Source organism: Sphingobacterium tabacisoli, assembly GCF_017908035.1.
Classification (GTDB): Bacteria; Bacteroidota; Bacteroidia; order Sphingobacteriales; family Sphingobacteriaceae; genus Sphingobacterium; species Sphingobacterium tabacisoli.
In genome coordinates, this window is the sequence record NZ_JAEQMU010000005.1 from 1 (window position 1) to 23,071 (window position 23,071).

General features: G+C 41.9%; 21 protein-coding genes. 9 read left to right on the forward strand and 12 right to left on the reverse strand.

Annotated features, from left to right (window positions below):
• On the reverse strand, nt 1-6,220 hold a 6,220-nt coding region (locus JKG64_RS16730), incomplete at its 3' end, for a choice-of-anchor L domain-containing protein (protein ID WP_210355448.1).
• A 20-nt stretch (nt 6,221-6,240) separates the two neighbouring features.
• Nucleotides 6,241-6,741, reverse strand: a complete 501-nt coding sequence (locus tag JKG64_RS16735; RefSeq protein ID WP_210355449.1) for a hypothetical protein — start codon at nt 6,739-6,741, stop codon at nt 6,241-6,243.
• A gap of 536 nt (nt 6,742-7,277) precedes the next feature.
• Between JKG64_RS16735 and JKG64_RS16740 the strand changes: the two genes are divergently transcribed.
• Entirely contained in the window at nt 7,278-7,520 is a 243-nt protein-coding gene (locus JKG64_RS16740; RefSeq protein ID WP_210355450.1) for a hypothetical protein, read from the forward strand.
• Between the two features lie 181 nt (nt 7,521-7,701).
• Here the strand turns inward: JKG64_RS16740 and hisIE are convergent, their stop codons facing one another.
• The 10 genes from hisIE to JKG64_RS16790 form a co-directional block, all read right to left on the reverse strand.
• Entirely contained in the window at nt 7,702-8,286 is a 585-nt protein-coding gene (gene hisIE / locus JKG64_RS16745; RefSeq protein ID WP_210355451.1) for a bifunctional phosphoribosyl-AMP cyclohydrolase/phosphoribosyl-ATP diphosphatase HisIE, read from the reverse strand.
• A gap of 79 nt (nt 8,287-8,365) precedes the next feature.
• A complete protein-coding gene (gene hisF, locus JKG64_RS16750) occupies nt 8,366-9,118 on the reverse strand; it encodes an imidazole glycerol phosphate synthase subunit HisF (RefSeq protein ID WP_210355452.1) in 753 nt (250 codons plus the stop codon).
• 2 nt (nt 9,119-9,120) lie between these two features.
• Nucleotides 9,121-9,873 carry a 1-(5-phosphoribosyl)-5-[(5-phosphoribosylamino)methylideneamino]imidazole-4-carboxamide isomerase gene (locus JKG64_RS16755; RefSeq protein ID WP_210355453.1) on the reverse strand — a complete coding sequence of 251 codons (753 nt, stop codon included), beginning with the start codon at nt 9,871-9,873 and terminating at the stop codon, nt 9,121-9,123.
• Nucleotides 9,874-9,973: 100 nt separating this feature from the next.
• Entirely contained in the window at nt 9,974-10,564 is a 591-nt protein-coding gene (hisH, locus tag JKG64_RS16760) for an imidazole glycerol phosphate synthase subunit HisH (protein ID WP_210355454.1), read from the reverse strand.
• A 79-nt stretch (nt 10,565-10,643) separates the two neighbouring features.
• Complete coding sequence (gene hisB, locus JKG64_RS16765) at nt 10,644-11,783, reverse strand: bifunctional histidinol-phosphatase/imidazoleglycerol-phosphate dehydratase HisB (RefSeq protein WP_210355455.1); 1,140 nt, start codon at nt 11,781-11,783, stop codon at nt 10,644-10,646.
• A gap of 7 nt (nt 11,784-11,790) precedes the next feature.
• Complete coding sequence (hisC, locus tag JKG64_RS16770) at nt 11,791-12,843, reverse strand: histidinol-phosphate transaminase (RefSeq protein WP_210355456.1); 1,053 nt, start codon at nt 12,841-12,843, stop codon at nt 11,791-11,793.
• Nucleotides 12,844-12,897: 54 nt separating this feature from the next.
• The gene (locus tag JKG64_RS16775; RefSeq protein WP_210355457.1) at nt 12,898-13,809 is read right to left on the reverse strand and encodes a ribonuclease Z; all 912 of its coding nucleotides are present in this window, start codon (nt 13,807-13,809) and stop codon (nt 12,898-12,900) included.
• Nucleotides 13,810-13,812: 3 nt separating this feature from the next.
• Nucleotides 13,813-14,187 carry an STAS domain-containing protein gene (locus JKG64_RS16780; protein WP_210355458.1) on the reverse strand — a complete coding sequence of 125 codons (375 nt, stop codon included), beginning with the start codon at nt 14,185-14,187 and terminating at the stop codon, nt 13,813-13,815.
• 13 nt (nt 14,188-14,200) lie between these two features.
• On the reverse strand, nt 14,201-15,145 hold the full coding sequence (locus tag JKG64_RS16785; RefSeq protein WP_210355459.1) for a phosphoribosylaminoimidazolesuccinocarboxamide synthase: 945 nt from the start codon (nt 15,143-15,145) through the stop codon (nt 14,201-14,203).
• Nucleotides 15,146-15,176: 31 nt separating this feature from the next.
• Complete coding sequence (locus JKG64_RS16790; RefSeq protein ID WP_210355460.1) at nt 15,177-16,160, reverse strand: PhoH family protein; 984 nt, start codon at nt 16,158-16,160, stop codon at nt 15,177-15,179.
• Nucleotides 16,161-16,545: 385 nt separating this feature from the next.
• On the opposite strand from JKG64_RS16790, the gene JKG64_RS16795 reads away from it, so the two are divergent.
• The 8 genes from JKG64_RS16795 to JKG64_RS16825 all read left to right on the forward strand — a co-directional run bounded on the left by JKG64_RS16795 (nt 16,546) and on the right by JKG64_RS16825 (nt 23,058).
• Nucleotides 16,546-17,328 (forward strand): SAM hydrolase/SAM-dependent halogenase family protein, encoded by a 783-nt coding sequence (locus JKG64_RS16795; RefSeq protein WP_133585569.1) that lies wholly within the window; start codon nt 16,546-16,548, stop codon nt 17,326-17,328.
• A 15-nt stretch (nt 17,329-17,343) separates the two neighbouring features.
• On the forward strand, nt 17,344-17,874 hold the full coding sequence (locus JKG64_RS16800; protein WP_210355461.1) for a hypothetical protein: 531 nt from the start codon (nt 17,344-17,346) through the stop codon (nt 17,872-17,874).
• A 66-nt stretch (nt 17,875-17,940) separates the two neighbouring features.
• Nucleotides 17,941-19,779: an ABC transporter ATP-binding protein gene (locus JKG64_RS16805; protein ID WP_210355462.1), complete on the forward strand. Its 1,839-nt coding sequence runs from the start codon at nt 17,941-17,943 to the stop codon at nt 19,777-19,779.
• 205 nt (nt 19,780-19,984) lie between these two features.
• Entirely contained in the window at nt 19,985-20,359 is a 375-nt protein-coding gene (locus tag JKG64_RS16810) for a YtxH domain-containing protein (RefSeq protein ID WP_210355463.1), read from the forward strand.
• Between the two features lie 49 nt (nt 20,360-20,408).
• Nucleotides 20,409-21,068 (forward strand): heme exporter protein CcmB, encoded by a 660-nt coding sequence (locus JKG64_RS16815; protein ID WP_210355464.1) that lies wholly within the window; start codon nt 20,409-20,411, stop codon nt 21,066-21,068.
• A gap of 15 nt (nt 21,069-21,083) precedes the next feature.
• Nucleotides 21,084-21,749 (forward strand): cytochrome c biogenesis protein, encoded by a 666-nt coding sequence (gene ccsA, locus JKG64_RS16820; RefSeq protein ID WP_210355465.1) that lies wholly within the window; start codon nt 21,084-21,086, stop codon nt 21,747-21,749.
• A gap of 88 nt (nt 21,750-21,837) precedes the next feature.
• Nucleotides 21,838-22,050, forward strand: coding sequence for a CcmD family protein (locus tag JKG64_RS23205; protein ID WP_262897779.1), 213 nt, complete (start codon nt 21,838-21,840; stop codon nt 22,048-22,050).
• A 24-nt stretch (nt 22,051-22,074) separates the two neighbouring features.
• The gene (locus tag JKG64_RS16825) at nt 22,075-23,058 is read left to right on the forward strand and encodes a DUF6427 family protein (protein WP_210355466.1); all 984 of its coding nucleotides are present in this window, start codon (nt 22,075-22,077) and stop codon (nt 23,056-23,058) included.
• Nucleotides 23,059-23,071 lie beyond the last annotated feature (13 nt).

Consider the following 23,071-nt stretch of genomic DNA (forward strand, 5'->3'; position numbering starts at 1 on the left):
TAACAGTGATCGTATAGGTCAGTTCCTCGCCGGACTGGGCCTTGTTATCGCCATTCTCATCCGCAACAGTTTTAACCGAGCTGTGTGATGGTTTGCTATCTGTAGGGATCTCAACCTCTGGGGTATCTCCGCCAACAGTAGCGATATTCTTGATCGACGTTACTCCGGTAAGGTCAGCATTCACTGTAACCTTGAAGCTAACGGAAACCTCCCCACCGAATGGTACAGCAACAGACCAGTTCAGTCCGCTGCCGGTTAAGCTGCCACCACCGGTTGCACTGTTCGCAACATAAGTCGTGTTAGCTGGGATAGCATCGCTGATAGCGACACCTGTCAACGCAACGTCTCCGGTGTTCTTAACAGTGATCGTATAGGTCAGTTCCTCGCCGGACTGAGCCTTGTTATCGCCATTCTCATCCACAACAGTTTTAACCGAGCTGTGTGATGGTTTGCTATCTGTAGGGATCTCAACCTCTGGGGTATCACCGCCAACAGTAGCGATATTCTTGATTGACGTTACTCCGGTAAGGTCAGCATTTACTGTAACCTTGAAGCTAACGGAAACCTCCCCACCGAATGGTACAGCAACAGACCAGTCTAAGGTGTTGCCTGTAAGGGTACCGCCTCCGGTTGCACTGTTCGCAACATAAGTCGTGTTCGCCGGAATAGCATCGCTGATAGCGATACCTGTCAACGCCACGTCGCCGGTGTTCTTAACAGTGATCGTATAGGTCAGTTCCTCACCGGACTGGGCCTTGTTATCGCCGCTCGCATCCACAACGGTTTTAACGGAGCTGTGCGATGGTTTGCTGTCTGTAGGGATCTCAACCTCTGGGGTATCTCCACCTACTGTAGCGATATTCTTGATCGACGTTACTCCGGTAAGGTCGGCGTTCACTGTAACCTTGAAGCTAACGGAAACCTCCCCACCGAACGGTACAGCAACAGACCAGTTCAGTCCGCTGCCGGTTAAGCTGCCACCACCGGTTGCACTGTTCGCAACATAAGTCGTGTTCGCTGGGATAGCATCGCTGATAGCGATACCTGTCAACGCCACGTCGCCGGTGTTCTTAACAGTGATCGTATAGGTCAGTTCCTCGCCGGACTGGGCCTTGTTATCGCCGCTCGCATCCACAACGGTTTTAACCGAACTGTGCGATGGTTTGCTATCTGTAGGGATCTCAACCTCTGGGGTATCACCGCCAACAGTAGCGATATTCTTGATCGACGTTACTCCGGTAAGGTCAGCATTTACTGTAACCTTGAAGCTAACGGAAACCTCTCCACCGAACGGTACAGCAACAGACCAGTCTAAGGTGTTGCCTGTAAGGGTACCGCCTCCGGTTGCACTGTTAGGCACATAGCTGGTGTTCGCTGGGATAGCATCGCTGATAGCGACACCTGTCAACGCAACGTCTCCGGTGTTCTTAACAGTGATCGTATAGGTCAGTTCCTCGCCGGACTGAGCCTTGTTATCGCCATTCTCATCCACAACGGTTTTAACCGAGCTGTGTGATGGTTTGCTATCTGTAGGGATCTCAACCTCTGGGGTATCACCGCCAACAGTAGCGATATTCTTGATTGACGTTACTCCGGTAAGGTCAGCATTTACTGTAACCTTGAAGCTAACGGAAACCTCTCCACCGAACGGTACAGCAACAGACCAGTCTAAGGTGTTGCCTGTAAGGGTACCGCCTCCGGTTGCACTGTTAGGCACATAGCTGGTGTTCGCTGGGATAGCATCGCTGATAGCGACACCTGTCAACGCAACGTCTCCGGTGTTCTTAACAGTGATCGTATAGGTCAGTTCCTCGCCGGACTGAGCCTTGTTATCGCCGCTCGCATCAACAACAGTTTTAACCGAGCTGTGTGATGGTTTGCTATCTGTAGGGATCTCAACCTCTGGGGTATCTCCGCCTACCGTAGCGATATTCTTGATCGACGTTACTCCGGTAAGGTCGGCGTTTACTGTAACCTTGAAGCTAACGGAAACCTCCCCACCGAATGGTACATTCACAGACCAGTTCAGTCCACTGCCGGTTAAGCTGCCACCACCGGTTGCACTGTTCGCAACATAAGTCGTGTTAGCCGGGATAGCATCGCTGATAGCGATACCTGTCAACGCCACGTCGCCGGTGTTCTTAACAGTGATCGTATAGGTCAGTTCCTCGCCGGACTGGGCCTTGTTATCGCCGCTCGCATCCACAACGGTTTTAACTGAGCTGTGCGATGGTTTGCTGTCTGTAGGGATTTCCACTTCTGGTCTTTGCGGCTCTGGCAATTCATTACCGCTAACCGTAGCCACATTATAGATGTTACTGATACCCGTCAAGTTTGCAACAACCTTGACAACAAATGTAACTGTAGCATTTGAGTTCGCTGGAATAGTTAGATTATTCCAAGTAATTGTATTATTACCGGATATGTACACCCCAGCACTTGTATTATTTAGATAAGCTGTGTTGGCAGGTATAATATCGGATATATTTACTGTGATATCTCTATCATAGTTATTAGTAACCTTAATTGAATAAGTTAATTCTTCATTGGACTCAGCCTTACCATTGTTGCTGTTGTCACTTACTGATTTCTCAGTAATCACATTACAATTATTCGTTACAGTGACCACCACTTCGTTTGAATAAACGGTGCAGACACTGTTATTTAGTGTCGAAGTAGATACTCGACGGTAAGAAGTTGTTACAGTCATAGCACCCGGAGTGTATGTAGCTGCCGTAGCCCCATTAATTGGACTCCAACTAGCACCATTGTCAACACTAAACTCCCATTGATAAGCAAGGGTCCCAGTAGCTGAACCAGCTGTTACCGAAGTGATGGTTACCGGTACCGTACCATTACATACAGTTTGAGAACCTGCGATTGTTCCTGGAAGAACTCCATTTACAGTTACAGTAACATCCGTAGAGGTCACTGCTCCACAACCGCCTGTTACTACAACACGGTAAGTATGTGTACCTGCTGTCAGCGACGTAGGTAAGCTATATGTTTTGGTCGTACCAACAGAAGTGGTTGTACTACCAGACACCTTGAACCATTCGTAGGTCAAGGTACCGTCACCTGTAGCGGTAACATCCAATGTAGAGGTACCGCCGATACAGTAGGCTGCAGGTGCAACCGGTTGTACAGTGATCACCGTAGCTGGTTTAACCGTTACAGTAACATACGTAGAGGTCACTGCTCCACAACCACCTGTTACTACAACACGGTAAGTATGTGTACCTGCTGTCAGCGACGTAGGTAAGCTATATGTTTTGGTCGTACCAACAGAAGTGGTTGTACTACCAGACACCTTGAACCATTCGTAGGTCAAAGTACCGTCACCTGTAGCGGTAACATCCAATGTAGAGGTACCACCGATACAGTAGGCTGCAGGGGCAACTGGCTGTACAGTGATCACCGTAGCTGGTTTAACCGTTACAGTAACATCCGTAGATGTTGCTGCTCCACAACCGCCTGTTACAACAACACGGTAGGTATGTGTACCTGCTGTCAGCGACGTAGGTAAGCTATATGTTTTGGTCGTACCAACAGAAGTGGTTGTACTACCAGACACCTTGAACCATTCGTAGGTCAAAGTACCGTCACCTGTAGCGGTAACATCCAATGTAGAGGTACCACCGATACAGTAGGCTGCAGGTGCAACTGGTTGTACAGTGATCACCGTAGCTGGTTTAACCGTTACAGTGACATCCGTAGATGTTGCTGCTCCACAACCGCCTGTTACAACAACACGGTAGGTATGTGTACCTGCTGTCAACGACGTAGGTAAGCTATATGTTTTGGTCGTACCAACAGAAGTGGTTGTACTACCAGACACCTTGAACCATTCGTAGGTCAAAGTACCGTCACCTGTAGCGGTAACATCCAATGTAGAGGTACCACCGATACAGTAGGCTGCAGGGGCAACTGGCTGTACAGTGATCACCGTAGCTGGTTTAACCGTTACAGTAACATCCGTAGAGGTCACTGCTCCACAACCGCCTGTTACCACAACACGGTAAGTATGTGTACCTGCTGTCAGCGACGTAGGCAAGCTATATGTTTTGGTCGTACCAACAGATGTCGCAGTAGAACCAGACACCTTGAACCATTCGTAGGTCAAGGTACCGTCACCTGTAGCGGTAACATCCAATGTAGAGGTACCGCCGATACAGTAGGCTGCAGGTGCAACCGGTTGTACGGTGATTGTAGTGGCTGGTTTAACCGTTACAGTAACATCCGTAGAAGTCGCTGCTCCACAGCCGCCTGTTACCACAACACGGTAAGTATGTGTACCTGCTGTCAGAGACGTAGGTAAGCTATATGTTTTGGTCGTACCAACAGATGTCGCAGTAGAACCAGACACCTTGAACCATTCGTAGGTCAAGGTTCCATCGCCCGTAGCGGTAACATCCAATGTAGAGGTACCACCGATACAGTATGCTGCCGGAGCAACTGGTTGTACAGTGATCGTAGTGGTAGGTTTAACCGTAATTGTTCCGGTAGCGGCCACATTACCACATCCGCCTGTTAAAGGAATGTTGTATGTAAAAACTCCAACAACGCTCGGAGTACCACTGATCGTAATCTTGTTGTTAGCAAAGGTTGCTGTAACTCCTGTTGGTAAACCTGTAGCCGTACCAATACCTGTTGCTCCCGTGGTCGTATGTTCGATTGCAGTCAATGCTGTATTGATACAAACTGACCTTGGCGTGCCCGCAGTTACCGTGTTTTTTGCTGTTACGGTAACCAATGCAGTAGCTGTACAACCGTTTGAATTCTTATAAGTAATCGTGGTCGTGCCAGCTGATAAACCGGTGACTAGGCCAGTGGAACTAACAGTCGCAACTGTTGTATTTGAAGAAGTCCAAGCATTACTAGCCGCAGCAGTACCGGAGCCCGATAGCTGTGTTGTATTTTCTTGGCATAAGACCAGAACACCTGTAATAGTTGGTATAGTTGGAACCAAAGTTACAGTTGCTGTATTATTAGTAGCGTCAGGATCATTTTTGGTTCCTGTAATGGTAGCTTGGTTTGTATAGTTGCCAGTACTTTTTACTTTCGCTCTAATTTTTAAAACAGATTCTCCATATAAAGCTAAACCACCAATCGTCCAAACTCCACTGGCAGGAACATAAGTTGTTCCTGCGGGGGCAGTATGGCTATCATATTCAAAACCATTAGGCAATAAATCATTCACAACCACGCCGGTAGCTGGGGCAGGACCAATATTTTTAGCTGTTAAGGTAAACTCAACGATATCATCTATACAGGGAGTCGGCTTGTCTACTATTTTCTCGATAGCAAGATCAGCCCCAAATACTCCCTCAATCTTTGCTACAAAAACACCAGCATCCAACTTCTGATCACCAGCATCGGCAATCGCTATTTTAAATTCATACTCGCCACCTTGTGTCAATCCCGATAAATCGTACTGAATTAATTTAGTAAGGCCATTGTACTCCACATAAATAGGAGCCGGGTCTGGATTAGTGTTTTCCTGAAGCTGAGCTGAGTTACCCGATACCGTATTCGTAGTATGTCCATTTCTTAAATAAGAATCGCTATTAGTGGAGACATATCCATTACTATTTGAGCCATTAATACCGTACTTCCCATAGTTTACCTTATTAATAGCAGTAACAGTCTGGGCTGTATTGGGCAAGCGCGCCATATTTACCCAGCCAGACAAACCGGGACCTCTTACAAAAAAACCGAAAGTATCGTTATATCGAGAACCAACATAATCGGGGTACTCCTCAGAACCGAACTGGTACGCTATTCGTAAAGCATCCGCCCCTCCTGTCAACTTAATTTTGAAGGTGTATATTACAGCGTCATATATTGCATTGCTGGTGATACCTGTCAATTCGGGATCACTATAGGTGCTAGATTGAACTTCTACAGATTTTTGTCGGGTCGAATTCCTACTCTGTAACTCGTTCCTAGCATGACCAGTAGAAAACAGTACCCCCGCATCAACACCTAAACCGGCTCCCGCGATACCATTGCTAAAGATGGCAATTTGATTACTACCTCCACGCACTATTTGCGGAGAAGATATAGTAATTCCATTTGTATTTAAGGCAGTTGCAATTTGAGTCGCAGTAGGTGTACCAGGAGTCACAGTTGCTTGACCAAATGCTGCTGAAATCACTGATAACAGGACCAAGTGTGTTATCACACACTTATGGAGAAAAGATTGTATTATTGTTTTCATCTCAGTAACTTTTGGTTTGATTATTGATTATCAAGCGTCTCATCTACAAACAATCCAAGTTGCTTAAGTAGATTATGGTTATTGATTAATTTCAAATATTCCTCCTCCGTTAGAACCTCTTTTAAATCTTCTAATAAAGAATCTACGTTAAGCCGCTTTCTACTTGTAGGCATATCATTCCCTTCGAAAATCTGATTTTTCATCAGCAATATTTTCATTACAGCCTCGTCTTTAGGTATTCCCTTAAATTTTTTAGGTCTTTCCTCAAGATCGTTAGTTAACTTACTCTTCTGCAAAATGGCTCCTGCTGATTTCTTCATTACGGATGGAGAAGCAAGAAAACCCTGAATTGTTTGCAGTTCTTGTTGAGACTTCTGTTTAATATCTAGATTTATATGGTTATCCGTATTTTCTTGTCCTTTTACCATAAAAACCGAGGCAAACACAAACAGTAAACATAGAATTGCCTTCGCATTTCCTATGACTGAGTTTTGAGACTTTACATTTTCTAACTTTTTCATAACCTTCATATTTTAGCGATGCCGTCAAGCATCAATTTTGTTTGGCAATTGAAGTAGAGCATCTAGGCTCTGCCTCGTTTGATTATTTCTTAGTCAATCTTGTTTGGTTTGTAGATCCTGCCTCTTCGTAGAGGCCATAATTTGGTCGGATTTACATGGCGAAGTTTGGAATAAAAAGGGAAGATGAAGGCTTATTTAAGTAGACAGGTAAGGGTACAATCGTGATCTACAGGAGACAAAAAGCCACGTAAAAGCACACAATACAAGTGGACAAAATAAAATCAATATACTGAAAAACAACACAATACATAAAATACTATAGTGGACAAGACATAGGTACAACAAAACATTGTAAAACGAAACAACAGGTAGGTCAAACTATCCTAGCTGTCTCCTATAAAGAGGTGTTGACTATCCCCTCCCTACCCACAAAACGTCTGATCTATTGGAAAATATCATTTTTGAATATCCTTTTGCACCAACCGATTAATCGGTTAAGCTGAACGATCAATCAACTAGGCCAGTCGATCATTCAAATGGAGCAATTTATTGATCGGCTGGAGCTAACGATAAATCAAATAGGCCAGTCGGTCAATCAAATGGAGCAATCTATTGATCAGCTGGAGCTAATGATCATTCAAATAGGCCAGTTGATCAATCAAGTGGGGCAATCTATTGATCAGCTGGAGCTGATGATCAATCAAATAGGCCAGTCGGTCAATCAAATAATGCGACCTATTGATCAGCTGGAGCTAACGATCAATCAAATAGACCAGTAGATTAATCAAATAATGCGACCTATTGATCAGCTGGAGCTAACGATCAATCAAATAAGCTAGTTAGCGGCAGCATCGCAGGAAGTGTGTAAAATTACTGATTTAGGTTTAATGATACAGCCCCGCTCGTGGGGACACGAGCGGAACAGCGTATAGTATGTAGAAATGCTACTTAACGACTTGGTTATTTATGTCGTTCTTCGAGATTCTTTGCGATAGTTTCTAAGGAGAATCCTTTTTCGCGCAACAGGACAAGTAAGTGGAAAATCAGATCAGACGTCTCATCTACAAACTCCTTATCAGACTGTGCTAATGCAGCGATTACCGTTTCTACAGCTTCTTCACCTACCTTTTGTGCTATTTTATTAAGCCCTTTATCTCTAAGATGGTTAACATAAGATTCCTGTGTAGGGAATTCGTAACGTTGCTGTATAATACGCTCTAATTCAGCAATAAAGTTATTGCCATAATCTGTTGCAAAACAACTTCTACTACCTGTATGACAAGTAGGCCCTGCGGGCTGAACTTTTATAAGAATTGTATCTTGATCACAATCAATGTGAAAATTCTTCATCCATAAGAAATTACCGCTTTCCTCGCCTTTAGTCCAAAGTCTATTTTTTGACCTCGAGTAAAAAGTAACTTTTTCTTCCTTTTGTGTTTTCTCCCAGGCTTCTTCATTCATATAGCCCAACATAAGTACTTCTAATGTTTGGACATCTTGAATGATTACAGGAACGAGTCCATCACCTTTTTCAAAATCTATCATTTTTTTGTTAGTATTGAGTACCAAGTATCGGGTATTTAGACCGTACATGTCTTATGTCTAATACCGGCTATCTCCAATGTTATCGTACCGCTATGCCTTCGGCTCGTAATCTTTCTTTTAATTCAGGAATTAGTATCTCTCCATAATGGAATACCGAGGCTGCCAAAGCAGCATCCACATTCGATTGTTGAAATACATCCACAAAATGTTGCTCGTTCCCGGCTCCTCCAGATGCAATCAACGGAATATGGATCAACTGATTAATACACCCCAAGAGCGGATTATCAAATCCATTCTTCGTCCCATCATGATCCATCGAAGTAAGCAATATCTCTCCGGCACCTCTGCTTTCCGCTTCTTTAATCCACTCTTCCGTGTGTATATCCGTTTTTTCCCGACCTCCGCGTAGATGCACATAGTTAGCACCTTCTACAAATCGGGTATCAACCGCCACGACAACAAATTGGGATCCAAATGCCTTTGATAGATCATCAATCAACTGTGGATTCCTAACCGCAGCCGAGTTGATGGATATTTTATCCGCACCACTGTTGAGCAGAATCTCTGCATCACGCAATTCATTGATTCCTCCACCTATTGTAAATGGGATATTCACCTGCTTTGCCACCGATTTAACAAGATCGATTGTCGTCTTACGCCCCTCGTGAGTGGCCGTAATATCTAGAAAGACAAGCTCATCAGCTCCCTGCTGTGAATATTGCCAAGCTAGCTCCACCGGATCGCCTGCATCGCGAAGATCCACAAAGTTCACACCTTTGACCGTACGCCCATCTTTAACATCCAAGCAAGGGATAATACGCTTAGCAAGCATACTTAAAACTTAATTAAGGTTTTTAGATTCCAATCCTTTATCTCATCTATAGAGATTTTGTTCTCATAGATAGCCTTACCTACTACACAGGATTCTAAGCCACCTAACTCGTTGAGATTTTCTAAATCTTTCATTGAAGATATTCCTCCCGAACCGATCAACTTGATAATCGGAGAGTGAGCTAATAACTTCTTGTACAAATCAATTCCGGCACCGCCCATCTTTCCATCTTTCGATATATCTGTACATAGGAAACGGAAGAAGCCTAACGCAAGACACTTGTCGATATATTCAATAAGTTTGATCGGCGAGCTTTCCAACCAACCTGAATACTTGATAACTTCATCCAACACATCGATAGCGATCACGATACGATTGGCATATTTAACGCGGCCCTCATTCAATTTGCTTAATTCCTCAAGAAAAGTAGGATTAGTAATCGCCTGAGTACCCACAATAACACGGAATACCCCCGCATCGATAAGCTCCTTCACCTTTTCGATACTACGTACACCACCTCCATATTGCACCTTCATATCTGTACGGCGGACAATATCAAAAAGATATTCTTGGTTAGAGAAATCTCCCTTAGCGCCATTCAGATCAATGATATGCACCATTTCCGTACCATTTGCATGGTATTTTTTGATCTGATCTTCTAAGGAAATATCATAGGTGGTCACCTCGTCATAAGAGCCTTCTCTTAGGCGAACTACCTTCTTGTCTAAAACATCAATCGCTGGAATGATATACATAATAAAGTAAAAGTTAAAAAGTTTAAAATTTAAAAGCCTATCCTTTCCCTCCTTACCTTATAGCGGGCCTTGAGTTACAAAAATAGTCTTTAATTTTTATTTATATTTTAGTAAAATTTATTAACAACTGTTCGCCATGCGTCCCCGACTTCTCTGGGTGGAACTGCACTCCATAAAAATTATCTTTTTGAATAGCTGCCGAATAATCTATACCATAGTTACAGGTTGCCCCGTTATAGACAGGACTGTGCTCAATAAAAAAAGAGTGCACAAAATAAAAATATGTATTTTCTGGAATATCCTTAAACAAAGGACAATCGGCTTCTGCCTTGACACTATTCCACCCCATATGTGGGACCTTAAGTGTTACTCTATTCTTAAAATGCAGGGTTTTTAAAGGAAAAACAGACAAAAGCTCGGCCTCTCCCTCTTCCGAATAAGAGGTCAACAATTGCATGCCTACACATATTCCCAGCACGGGTTTCTCTAATGCAAGAATGGTATCTACCAGCCCCGTCTCCCTCAACTTATTCATCGCAGCCCCCGCGTGCCCAACTCCTGGAATTATAACACGATCAAACTGATCAAAGTCCTCTTTGCTATTAATCATACCATATCCGACTTGGATACGGTTTAATGCTGCAGTTAATGAAAAAATATTTCCTGCACCGTAGTTAACTATACCAATCATATTTATTCAGTAGTGAGTATGAAGTATTGCGTATTGGGATTATTCTCCGTACTCACTTCTCATTACTCAATTCTCATTACTACAAAACTCCCTTTGTACTTGGCAACTGCATATTTTCTGCGTCGCGTCGTACCGCCTTTTTAATGGATTTAGCGAAAGCTTTAAAGATAGCTTCAATCTTATGATGCTCATTATCGCCTTCGGCTTTGATATTTAAATTAGCTTTCGCTGCATCTGAAAATGACTTAAAGAAATGGAAAAACATCTCTGTAGGCATATCTCCGATCTTCTCCCGCTTAAATTCAGCATCCCATACAATCCAATTACGACCGCCAAAATCTAGAGCAACTTGGGCCAAACAGTCATCCATTGGCAAAGTATACGAATACCGCTCGATACCCCGTTTATCTCCGAGCACCTTCAAAAACACCTCGCCCAAAGCTATACCTGTATCTTCAATGGTATGGTGTTCGTCTATATGTAAATCCCCTTTTGCGTGCACCGTCAAGTCAATTGCACCATGCCGTGCAATCTGGTCTAGCATATGATCAAAAAACGGCAATCCCGTATGGATATCTGCCTTTCCCGAACCATCTAGATTTACTTTAATATAAATATCTGTTTCATTGGTCTTCCGATGATGCTCTTCGACCCTGGTATTCAGTTTCAAAAACTCATAAACAGCTTTCCAGTCAGAAGTTTCCAGTGCCACGCAATCGTCCGTAATCTCAACCTGTTCAGCCTTACCCAACTCATCATTATTACGCAACCAAATGGCCTTTGCACCCAGATTTTGCGCAAGTTTTACATCATTGACCCGATCACCTATAACAAAAGATTCACTAAGATTATATTTTGTCTGGTCAAAATATTCCGAAAGCATACCTATTCCCGGTTTACGGGTTGCCGCATTCTCATGAGGGAAAGTTTTATCGATATGCTCTTTGCCAAAGACTACACCCTCTGCCTTAAAGGTATCTACAACAAAATTATGTACTGGCCAAAAATTCTCTTCGGGATGTGATGCTGTACCAAGACCATCTTGGTTAGATACTAGAATCAATTCAAAATCGAGCTCCCGAGCGATACGTGGAAGATACTGCAAAGCACCAGGGTAAAACTTCAATTTCGTAAATGAATCAATCTGTTCATCTTCGGGTTCAAGAATAAGCGTTCCGTCTCTATCAATAAATAGTACTCTCTTGATAATATCTTTCATGGTTAATTTAGCTGTAAAATTGTTTAATGGCTTCAATCAGTTTCTTATTATCTTCGGTTGTCCCTATTGTAATACGTAGACAGCCCTCACATAACTCCACCTTTGAGCGGTCTCTTACAATGATTCCTTGACTGACCAAAAAATTATACAGCTCACGGGGTTCTTCCAATCGGGCCAAGATAAAATTGGCGTCAGATGGCGTGATATGCGCAATCTGCGCTACAGTAAGAAGCTCCTGCACGAGCAATTCCCGTTCGGCAACTGTTTGCTGGATCCAACTATTGACTGTCTCTACGTTCTCCAACGCTTGCAATACCAAGTCCTGAGTCGCCTGATTAATATTATAAGGAGGTTTGATCTTATTGAAAACCCGGATAATTTCTTTACTGGCAAATGCCATCCCTAACCGCAAAGCGGCTAATCCCCAAGCTTTGGATAACGTCTGAAGAATAACCAAGTTAGGATATTCGGCCAGTTCCTGTGTAAATGAGCGTTGTTTGGAAAAATTAATGTAAGCTTCGTCGATGACAACCAATCCTTTGAAATGTGTCAGAATCGTCTCTATATCTTTACGGTTTATACTATTCCCTGTAGGATTATTGGGCGAACAGATGAAAATCATCTTAGTATGCATATCTAATGCCTCGGCAATACCGTCTAAGTCCAATTGATAGTCTGCCGTCAGATTGACTTTACGAATCTGTACATCGTTGATATTCGCGGACACTTCGTACATACCGTAGGTAGGTGGCACCAAAACCACATTATCTACCCCAGGCTTACAAAAGGCACGGTACAAAATATCGATGGCTTCGTCACTTCCGTTGCCTAAAAAAATATGATCTGCTGGCACACCTTTTATTTTGGCCAGCTTTTCTTTCACTTGATGTTGTAGCGGATCTGGATAACGGTTGTAATGATGATCCAATGGCGAACCAAAAGCATTTTCATTAGCATCTAATAATACAGACGCTTCTCCTTTAAATTCATCTCTTGCGGAGGAATAAGGGACTAGTTTTTTGATATTGTCCCTTAGTAGGTTATCTAAGTTGAAAGACATATTTTTTGTCCATTAAAATTGAGGTGTAAAGATGGTTAAAAATTTAGAGAATCACTAAACTTTATACCAATTACCCTCAAAAGAAAGGATACTTTCATCAAACACCTCTTTTGCCTCTTCCAACAAGGGAGTCAAATCCTTATAACGTGCTGAATAATGCCCCATTAGAAGTCGTTTCACACCTGCTTGTACAGCCACTTGCGCCGCTTCCAGACTCGTACTATGAAATGTCTCTACCGCTCTTTCCAAAAGACTATGATCGAAGGTCGTCTCATGGTACAACAGATTTACCCCTTCTATGGCCTCCATATAGCCCGCAAAAGCACGCGTATCCGAGCAATACGCATAGCTTCTAGAAGCTGGGGCAGGCTTAGTCAACTCTGCTGCCCGGTATACAGTACCATCCAAATCCGTACAATCGACGCCTTTCTTAAGCTGCTGAAAAAAGACTGTCGGAATATTCTTCCCCACTATTTTCTCAGGGATCAAAGAAGCCGCTCGAGTCCCTTCGTCAAAACGGAAGCCCGTGGTAGGAACCCGATGCAGTAGTGGAAACGACCTCACCGTTAACATATGTGACTTCATAATCACCTCCTCCACTTCGGGATTGGTAGCATGAAACACCAGATTATAGCGCAGTGTAGTATCCGAGTGTTTAAATTGCAACTGGAGAATATCTAAAAGCGGAGCTGGTCCATGCAGATGCAACTCCGACTTACGTCCAGTCAGATTCATGGAAGACAGCAAGCCCACCAATCCTAAATAGTGGTCTCCATGTAAGTGACTTATAAATATCCGGGATATTTTATTACTCTTAATTCCATAACGATGCATTTGCATCTGCGTCCCTTCACCACAATCAATTAGAAATAGCTGTTCGTTAAAATTCAGAACCTGTGCCGTAGGGTGGCGCTCGTATATAGGAGTAGCAGAACTGTTCCCTAGAACTAAGACTTCAAATCGCATTCGTTATTTACCTCCTATCAAGTCACGCTGAATCTCATTTCCGAAGATAAGATCCTCAGCTTCACTTAGGTTTTTGACAATAGTAAAAAAGGCATCAAGATGCGCAACTTTCAAGATCTGCCTTACAGCAGGCGTCAACCCAGTAATGATAAACATTCCATCAGCCCCTTGGCACAATCGATCAGCCAACAGTCCCATACGCACGCCCTCTTCACAGATATCCTGAACCTGCGACAGGTCCAGCACGATATTACGCTGTCCCGACGTGTTACGAAGCATAAATTCTCCCTTTAGAAATGCTGCCGCAGCTGCATCTAAATTTGAAATAAGTGGTTCAATAACAACATATCGCTCGTGCTTATCAATAGTATAACGCATATCTTTATTTTCTTTATAATTTCTCTAACGCTGCATTCACATTGCGTTCGACGCGCGCCAAAACATCTTCCTCGGCAGCGTACTCAAAGCGTTCCCCCGTAATATACTCATAAAGTTCGACATATCGCGCAGCTATCGATTCCACGATTTCATCGGTCATTTCAGGAACCTGCTGTCCTTCTTTACCCTGAAAACCGTTTTCGATCAACCATTGTCTCACAAACTCCTTAGAAAGTTGCTTTTGAGGTTCCGACGCCGCTTGACGTTCTTCATATCCCTCAACATAAAAGTAACGGGAAGAATCTGGTGTATGAATTTCGTCTATTAGATAGATTATCCCGTCTTTCTTTCCAAATTCGTACTTTGTATCCGCCAAGATAAGTCCTCTTTCCTGAGCTATCTCTACTCCACGTTGATACAAGGCATGTGCATATTTTTCCAATTGCTCGTAGTCTTCCACACTTACGATCCCCTGCTTCAAGATTTCCGCTTTGGAAATATCCATATCATGCCCCACTGCAGCTTTAGTAGTTGGTGTAATAATAGGCTTCGGCAACTTATCATTCTCCTTTAGTCCTTCTGGAAGTACCTCTCCACAAAGCTCACGTCCTCCTTCACGGTATGTACGCCAAGCATGCCCAGAAAGATATCCACGGATTACCATCTCTACCTTAAACGGCTCACACATCTGTCCGATGGTCACCGAAGGATCAGGAACAGTAATCACCCAATTAGGCAAAATATCAGCTGTTGCTTTCAAAAACTTAGCAGCAATCTGATTTAAGACCTGTCCTTTAAAAGGAATAGCCCGAGGAAGTACCACGTCAAATGCAGAAATGCGGTCAGATGCTACCATTACTAAATATTTACTATCTATGGTATAGACATCCCTCACCTTACCCCTGTAAAAAGAGGTCTGTTTATTAAAATTAAAATGGGTTTCTTTTATTGCACTCATCGTATTAAATCGCCCTGTTATTTATATAGTATTAATTATTTGCTTTCAAATCCCCGTAGGCTTCCAAAATACGCTTCACCAATTTATGCCGAACCACATCACTACCCGTCAGGTATACGATGTCGATCCCACTGATGTTGTCTAATAGTTTAATCGCAGTAGCTAGTCCTGACTGAGACTTTTTAGGAAGATCTATTTGGGTAAGATCACCAGTAACGATAAATTTGGCTGTCGGTCCCATACGGGTTAAGAACATCTTAAGCTGCATATCAGTAGCATTCTGTGCCTCGTCCAAAATCACAAAACAGTTATCCAACGTACGTCCACGCATGAAAGCTAGGGGAGCCACTTCTATTGTTCTGTTTTCCAAATATCCTTTCAACTTCTCTACAGGAATCATATCATCCAACGCATCATAAAGTGGTCTCAAATAAGGATCCACTTTCTCCTTTAGATCTCCCGGTAAAAATCCTAAGTTCTCTCCTGCCTCTACAGCAGGTCGAGTTAAGATAATTCGTTTAATTTCCTTATTACGCAATGCCCGAACAGCCAATGCTACAGCAGTATAGGTTTTGCCTGTACCGGCTGGCCCTACTGCAAACAGGATGTCATTCTTATTGATGCTATCCACCATCTTACGCTGGTTCGGTGTACGCGCACGAACAATCAAACCATTAGGCCCATAAACAATAGGCTCCCCCTTGAGTCCTGCCTGTGGGCCATCCTCCGGCTTATCTTTGTCGGCCGAGCGTTGCTCACTGGGAGGAATCCCAAGTAATTCTTCCAACTCCAAACCACCCAACGCATTGTATTTGATGACGTGATCCGTAATGGCCGAAAAAACAGATTCAAACAAGCGTTGCTCCACTTCCTCTCCCAACACTTTAAGCTCTGTCCCCCTTGCAATCAAACGTATTTTAGGAAATCTATTTTTGATAGATTCAAAATTCTCATTTTGAGCTCCCCATAGAGAGACCAAATTAACATTGTCCAAATTGATGATTAATTCGCTCAAATTATTATGGTTTTTAGTTTAAAATGTAACATATACCATGACCCGCTTCTTTAAATTTATCACACCGAATATTATTCGTGTCTATTTTATTCTCAAGGGTATAACTACCACATCACAGTCAAGGGCCCGTAGCTTATCCAACATGGATATTTCCGCAGATAAATATAGATAAGATTTTCAATTTGTATAATGCAAAAACATTCTTATCTAAGCAAATTATATTCAAAAATACAAACTAATATTTTCACATGTATCGAATGTGAAAAATATTCATTATTTTAAATGCGAAAGGCCTTTATGAACACTAGTTTTACTAACTTTGTCTTTACTTTTTTCAAAAAAACAATAGTTTCAGGGCACGTTTTTAGGACAACGGGCTGTTAATATGGGAGTAATAACATTAACAACAGATTTAGGTTACCGCGATTTTTATCAGGCGGCATTGAAAGGGAGCATAATATCATTGTTGCCCAATGTGCGTTTAATAGATATCACACATGAGATTCCCTCTTTCAACATACAGCACGCCGCTTTTATCCTTCAGAACGCATATCATTATTTTCCAAAAGAGACTGTCCACCTCATTGGTATCGATACCGTCTTTCAAGAAAACTGCCGCTATATCGCGATGAAGTTTGACGGGCACTACTTCGTTGGCGCCGACAATGGTATATTTAGCATCATCTTAGGTGAAAAAAAAGCAGAACAGCTCTTCGAAATTGAGATGATGCAAGACCTTCGGTTTTTGCACTTTCCCTTGGCCGACATTCTCGTAAAAGCAACCTGCCATATCGCTGAGGGAAACCCTATTGAAGACTTGGGCTCACCAATAGATACACCACTACAAAAAGTAACCTTACTGCCGATCATAGAGAACAGCTTTATCAAAGGACATGTTTCCTATATCGACTCCTTTGGAAACGTCATCTCCAATATCAGCAAAGACCTCTTTAATCAAGTACAAAAAGGAAGAAACTTCATCCTACACTTCAAACGGAACGAAACGATCAATAAAATGAGCTGGCATTACAATGAGGTTTCTGAAGGTGAAAAACTATGCCTGTTTGGCATATCCGATTATCTCGAAATTGCTATTAATAAAGGACACGCCAGCAATTTACTTGGCTTATACGCGGATGAAACCATAATGGTCGAATTTTTGGACTGAGATAAATCATAACTCATGAAATACACGCTGCTAATATACTTCCTACTATATAGCTTAGCGCTTATAGCATCACCAACAGACTCTATCTCATTTGAGGCACAACGAAAGCGAGTCAATGAACTGCTCGACCAGCGAAGTAAGCGCTTTGGTGACTACACCCAATCCTTAGAGCAGAAGACAGGCGTCTTTGGTTTATTCAAAACCAAAAATGACATGCAGAAGTCAATCGACATTTTAAAATCTGTAGTCATCAACGACAACGCGATATTCCTCGAAACACGAAAACTCCTCAACCTAAAAGATAGCGAAGCTGCGCATTTTCAAACACTCGCTAAAGAATACGATCAGCAAATAACTGCCTTCATGAAGACGATATCCAAATTGCAGGCTGAAAACGAACTTTTAAGGCAGAATATCAAAACCCTGGAGGAAGAAGACCATCAAGACAACAAATACCAATTTATCGTGTTTGTAATTCTCCTCCTAGGAGGGGTTCTATTTTTCGTATACAACCGTCGTAAAACACAAAATGTGACGAAAGTTTGATAAGGCGACTACTTTATATCATTACATTTGTCAGTTGGAACAAAAAAGCTTATAAGATAATAAACAATGGCTAGACCAAGATTGAACAGTGGCGATTCACATTCCGATGATTTACCCAAGCCCAAATTAAACAAAGAACTACTTAAAAAGGCTACTCAGATTTTATCTTATCTAAAACCTTACAAGGGTAAGTTTATTTTAGGCATGATCTTCCTGATCCTATCCAGTTTGACGATGCTTACTTTTCCAGCATTGTTGGGAGCCATGATTGATGCTGCTCAGGGAAAACAGACTTATCCTTGGCTTGAATCAAGCGTACTTTTTATAGGCGGGTTATCATTAGTCATCCTATCGTTTCAATCTATCATGTCTTTTTTTCGCATCCGTCTATTTGTCGAAATTGCAGAGAAAGCATTGGCCAATATCCGTAGAGAGTCCTATCTAAAGCTAATTACGCTCCCTATCGACTTCTTTGCTAACCGCAGAGTGGGCGAATTGAACAGCAGACTGTCTGCAGATTTATCACAAATCCAAGACATCATGACGACCACGCTTGCCGAAATAATCAGGCAAACTATCAGTCTAGTCATCGGAGTACTCCTCTTGATCGTTGTCTCTCCCAAACTTGCATTGATGAATCTGTGCATCTTGCCCATCCTTGTTGTTACTGCGATTTTCTTTGGTCGGTTCATACGTAATCTTTCAAAACAGACACAAGATCAACTTGCTGACTCGAACAGTATCGTTCAGGAAACTCTCCTTGGCATATCCAACGTCAAGGCATTTGTGAACGAGTACTATGAAGCGCGTCGATACAGTAAAAAGCTAGATAATGTCGTGAATCTTTCCGTTAAAGCGGCTACCTATCGAGGTTTATTTGCTTCATTCATCATCTTCTGTATATTCGGTGCAGTTATCGCTGTAATCTGGTATGGGGCATCATTAGTCGCCGCAGGAGAAATTACCGTAGGAGACCTGACCACCTACATCCTATACTCTATGTTTGTCGCTGGTTCGATGGGTAGCTTCCCAGAACTATATGCGGGACTGCAAAGAGCATTAGGATCCAGCGAGCGTGTTATAGAGATACTTAATGAAAAGACAGAAGACATCAAGGTAACCGAAGAGGATAAAAACATCAAAAGGCATATCATGGGTAAACTAACATTTAATCAAGTTAACTTTGCCTATCCTTCTCGTCCAGAGTGCAACATTTTGAATGAAATTTCGTTTACAGCCGATGCTGGACAAAAAATAGCGATAGTAGGCCCTAGTGGCGCCGGCAAATCCACAATAGCCTCTTTAATCCTTCAGTTCTATCAACCCTCCTCTGGCGAAATACGTTATGACGAAATACCGTCTTCCAGCTTTGCCATCACAGATATACGAAACCAAATAGGCATTGTACCTCAAGATGTATTACTTTTTGGAGGCACTATACGGGAAAACATTAATTACGGAAAGTTAGACGCGAATGCCGAAAGCGTTATTGAAGCTGCCAAACGGGCAAATGCGCATGATTTTATCATGGGTTTTCCAGACGGCTACGATACCATGGTCGGAGAAAGAGGAGTAAAACTATCCGGAGGCCAACGCCAACGTATCGCCATAGCAAGAGCATTACTAAAAGATCCTGCGATTCTTATATTAGATGAAGCCACCTCTTCATTAGATTCCGAATCAGAAAGACTCGTTCAGGAGGCGTTAGAAGAGCTCATGAAAAACCGGACTTCAATTATTATTGCCCACCGTCTTTCCACCATAAAGAATGCAGATAACATCTTGGTAATTGATGAAGGTAGAGTGGCAGACTTTGGTAATCATATCGAGTTACTATCAAAAGGCTCTGGATTATATCACCACCTATACACCTTACAGTCTAGCCAGAAAAGTCTGACACAATAAAAGCTAAAACAGCCACTTTCGGTTAAAATTTGTTAATCCATTTTCCTAGAAAACTTTTTGGAACGATGGTTGTTTATTGATTATAATAACGAACTGAAAAATAAACAAATATTTAGTCATGAAACGACTACGCTTATTCAAATCAAACAGAGGTAAGAATAAATCTGATCGCTTCATCACCATTTAAAAAACAAATTTTATAAAGATGAAAAATAGGAATGGATTAGTTGCATTTGCATTGTTAGGATTGGCAGTTGGAACCGCTGCTTATTATTTATTGGGTACAGAAGACGGAAAAAAAACATTGGACAAAGCCAATGACGGTATCAAGGATTTAACCAAGTCGCTTAAAGAGCTTTCAAAAAGAGAAGCAAAGAAAGCATCGCGCTTAGCTAAAGAGGCTAAAGAAGACTTAAGAGAGTGGAAATCTAAAGCAAAAGATGCGGGCAGAGATGTGCTAAACAAAGTCTCTGAAAAAACCTCAGACTGGGCAAGTAAAGCTTCAGACGCTACCGATAAAATAGCCCGTAAAACGGAAGATCTGACTGAAAAAGCAAAATCAGAAATCTCAAAGGCTTAATTTTCAAAAGTAAACGCTGTACACTGCAAATTGTGTATCTTTGCGATACATGAGTCTTTTACAGCAAATCACGACTTTAGTCAACAAAGATCTTACTTTAGAGTGGCGTTCTAAACATGCCGTAAACGGCATCCTGCTATATGTGGTGTCTACCGTTTTTGTCTGCTACCAAGCATTCAAAACAGTAGACACTCTAATTTGGAATGCTTTATTTTGGATTATCCTGCTCTTCGCTTCCATAAATGCGATTAGCAGGTCATTCGTACAGGAAAGCCAGTATCGCCAACTGTATTACTACTCCATTGCGAGTCCCAAGTCTATCATACTCTCCAAAATCATTTACAATATCATACTGATGACTGTCCTTTCTGTCATCGCCTACGTGATCTATTCCTTGGTCTTTAAAAATCCCGTTGGGGATCCCCTATTTTATTTCATAGCGGTATTCTTAGGGGCAATAAGCTTTGCAACCGTATTTACGATGGTTTCTGGAATAAGCGCCAAAACAGGCAATAACAGTACGATGATGGCAGTTTTAGCTTTCCCTATAATCATCCCGTTATTGATTGTACTGATTACACTCTCCCAAAACGCATTACAGGGCGCAGATAGAGCAGAAAGTTACAATGAAATTGGCGTTCTTGTGGCAATTAATGTCGTAACTGTTGCCATTTCTTTATTGTTATTTCCTTACCTTTGGAGGGATTAAAACAACACGTAAAAAATGAGAAAAAACTGGTGGAAAATATTAGCAGCATGTTTAGTAAGTGCTTCTGTTGTCGCTGGATTTATGGGACCGGTACCAAAATTATTTCTTCTTCATGAAACGATAAGAAACGTTTACTTCCATGTCCCTATGTGGTTTGCGATGTTTACGCTATATGCAATCTCTGTAGTATACAGTGTGAAGTACCTAAACGGGGGCAACCCAAAACACGACATCCTAGCTGTTGAAGCAGTAAATACAGGTGTCATCTTTTGCTTCTTGGGATTACTGACAGGAATGCAGTGGGCCAATATCACTTGGGGAGAAGCTTGGCCTAGTGACTCCAAAACCAATGGCTCCGCTATTGCCACGCTCATGTACCTGGCTTATCTGGTATTACGGAATACACTAGAAGAAGAACAAAAGCGAGCTAAAATATCAGCTGTCTATAATATTTTCGCTTTCCCTATCATGATCGTGCTCATGTATATCCTACCTAAGATGACAGACTCTCTGCACCCAGGTAGCGGCGGGAACTCTACTTTTGGAGATCTAGATATGGACAACAATATGCGTCCTATTTTCTATTCTGCAGTGATCGGCTGGATACTTACTGGCGTATGGATTTGTACCCTAAGATACCGTGTGGCACTATTGGAACGCAAAGCGAATCAAATCGATTAATATGAACTTTAAAAGCGGTATCCGTTTATAGTAGAAAAAGAACCGAATACACGCACAGTATAATCTTATTCTGTTGAATTATTTATATATGAAAAAAATCAGTTTACTTTCCATCTTCACACTAATAACAACACTGGCCTCTTATGCTCAATCATCAGAGATTGAAATGGCAGAGGGCCTTCGCAGCTCAGGAAAAATATGGGTTGTAGTCTTAGTGCTTTTAACTATCGTTGTTGGAGTTTTCGTATACTTGTTTACAATAGACAAAAAAGTCACAAAACTAGAGAAGAGAAACTCCTAAGTCTATCCAAAGTAGTTCGAAATTATGATCATCAGACAACACAGAAAATTTACGCCAATCAACATACTATTCGTATCGCTTATTGGAACTTTTTTGTGCTTAGGGGTATTCTTACACCTCCCTGAAGAATTAAGACCGATTTTACTTGAACCCGCAGCCAACAATCTCTTTAACATCGAGATCGGCGCAGGGCTCCAACCTGTATCCAACGTTTTATTAACTTTGATTCTAACGTTATTGCAGGCCTTGTTGCTGAATAAAATTGTAAATCATTTCAATTTTTTGGGTAAACCCAATTTTCTGACAGCCTTGCTCTTCATGACTTTAGTCAGTATGTTCTTGCCCTTTTTAGTTTTATCGCCCACCCTGATCTGTAACTTTATTACTATCTGGATGATGAGCAAGCTCTTCGCGATTTACAAGCAAGCAGATATAAAAGGATTAATGTTCGACTTAGGAATGATTGTCGCTATCGGTAGCTTGGTATACTTCCCATTTATTGTTATGTTTCTCTTACTATGGATAGCACTGATCATCTTTAGGCCATTTATTTGGAGAGAGTGGGTAACCCCTGTTTTTGGCTTTTCCATTGTTTATTTTTTACTGGGTGTAATCTACTATTGGCTGGATAGGTTTGACGAATTTAAAACCATATTTTCTCCATTTACCAATCCACTACCACACACCTTACACGTAGACTATCAGGATTATTTGGTCGTAATACCTATTGCCATTGCTCTTTTATTTCTTTTAGCTGTACTAAGAGACCAATATTTTAGAAGTGTAGTTCACATACGGAAATCATTTCAATTGCTTTTTTATATGCTTTTGCTCATTGCAGGGTCGTTCTATTTGAATGAGAAGATTAACATCAATCACTTTTTGCTTTGCGCCCCTCCTCTAGCGATTTATTTGGCTTACTATTTTTCTTTTGCCAAGTCCAAATGGGTCTATGAAAGTCTATATCTCGTAATTATGATCACCATAATATACTTTCAGTTTATGTAAAAAACTGACAAAC

Excerpts from the sequence above, each read along its gene's own strand:
- JKG64_RS16735 (WP_210355449.1), bottom strand. The coding sequence starts at position 6,741 with ATGAAAAAGTTAGAAAATGTAAAGTCTCAAAACTCAGTCATAGGAAAT.
- JKG64_RS16740 (WP_210355450.1), top strand. The coding sequence starts at position 7,278 with ATGGAGCAATTTATTGATCGGCTGGAGCTAACGATAAATCAAATAGGC.
- hisIE (WP_210355451.1), bottom strand. The coding sequence starts at position 8,286 with ATGATAGATTTTGAAAAAGGTGATGGACTCGTTCCTGTAATCATTCAA.
- hisF (WP_210355452.1), bottom strand. The coding sequence starts at position 9,118 with ATGCTTGCTAAGCGTATTATCCCTTGCTTGGATGTTAAAGATGGGCGT.
- JKG64_RS16755 (WP_210355453.1), bottom strand. The coding sequence starts at position 9,873 with ATGTATATCATTCCAGCGATTGATGTTTTAGACAAGAAGGTAGTTCGC.
- hisH (WP_210355454.1), bottom strand. The coding sequence starts at position 10,564 with ATGATTGGTATAGTTAACTACGGTGCAGGAAATATTTTTTCATTAACT.
- hisB (WP_210355455.1), bottom strand. The coding sequence starts at position 11,783 with ATGAAAGATATTATCAAGAGAGTACTATTTATTGATAGAGACGGAACG.
- hisC (WP_210355456.1), bottom strand. The coding sequence starts at position 12,843 with ATGTCTTTCAACTTAGATAACCTACTAAGGGACAATATCAAAAAACTA.
- JKG64_RS16775 (WP_210355457.1), bottom strand. The coding sequence starts at position 13,809 with ATGCGATTTGAAGTCTTAGTTCTAGGGAACAGTTCTGCTACTCCTATA.
- JKG64_RS16780 (WP_210355458.1), bottom strand. The coding sequence starts at position 14,187 with ATGCGTTATACTATTGATAAGCACGAGCGATATGTTGTTATTGAACCA.
- JKG64_RS16785 (WP_210355459.1), bottom strand. The coding sequence starts at position 15,145 with ATGAGTGCAATAAAAGAAACCCATTTTAATTTTAATAAACAGACCTCT.
- JKG64_RS16795 (WP_133585569.1), top strand. The coding sequence starts at position 16,546 with ATGGGAGTAATAACATTAACAACAGATTTAGGTTACCGCGATTTTTAT.
- JKG64_RS16800 (WP_210355461.1), top strand. The coding sequence starts at position 17,344 with ATGAAATACACGCTGCTAATATACTTCCTACTATATAGCTTAGCGCTT.
- JKG64_RS16805 (WP_210355462.1), top strand. The coding sequence starts at position 17,941 with ATGGCTAGACCAAGATTGAACAGTGGCGATTCACATTCCGATGATTTA.
- JKG64_RS16810 (WP_210355463.1), top strand. The coding sequence starts at position 19,985 with ATGAAAAATAGGAATGGATTAGTTGCATTTGCATTGTTAGGATTGGCA.
- JKG64_RS16815 (WP_210355464.1), top strand. The coding sequence starts at position 20,409 with ATGAGTCTTTTACAGCAAATCACGACTTTAGTCAACAAAGATCTTACT.
- ccsA (WP_210355465.1), top strand. The coding sequence starts at position 21,084 with ATGAGAAAAAACTGGTGGAAAATATTAGCAGCATGTTTAGTAAGTGCT.
- JKG64_RS23205 (WP_262897779.1), top strand. The coding sequence starts at position 21,838 with ATGAAAAAAATCAGTTTACTTTCCATCTTCACACTAATAACAACACTG.
- JKG64_RS16825 (WP_210355466.1), top strand. The coding sequence starts at position 22,075 with ATGATCATCAGACAACACAGAAAATTTACGCCAATCAACATACTATTC.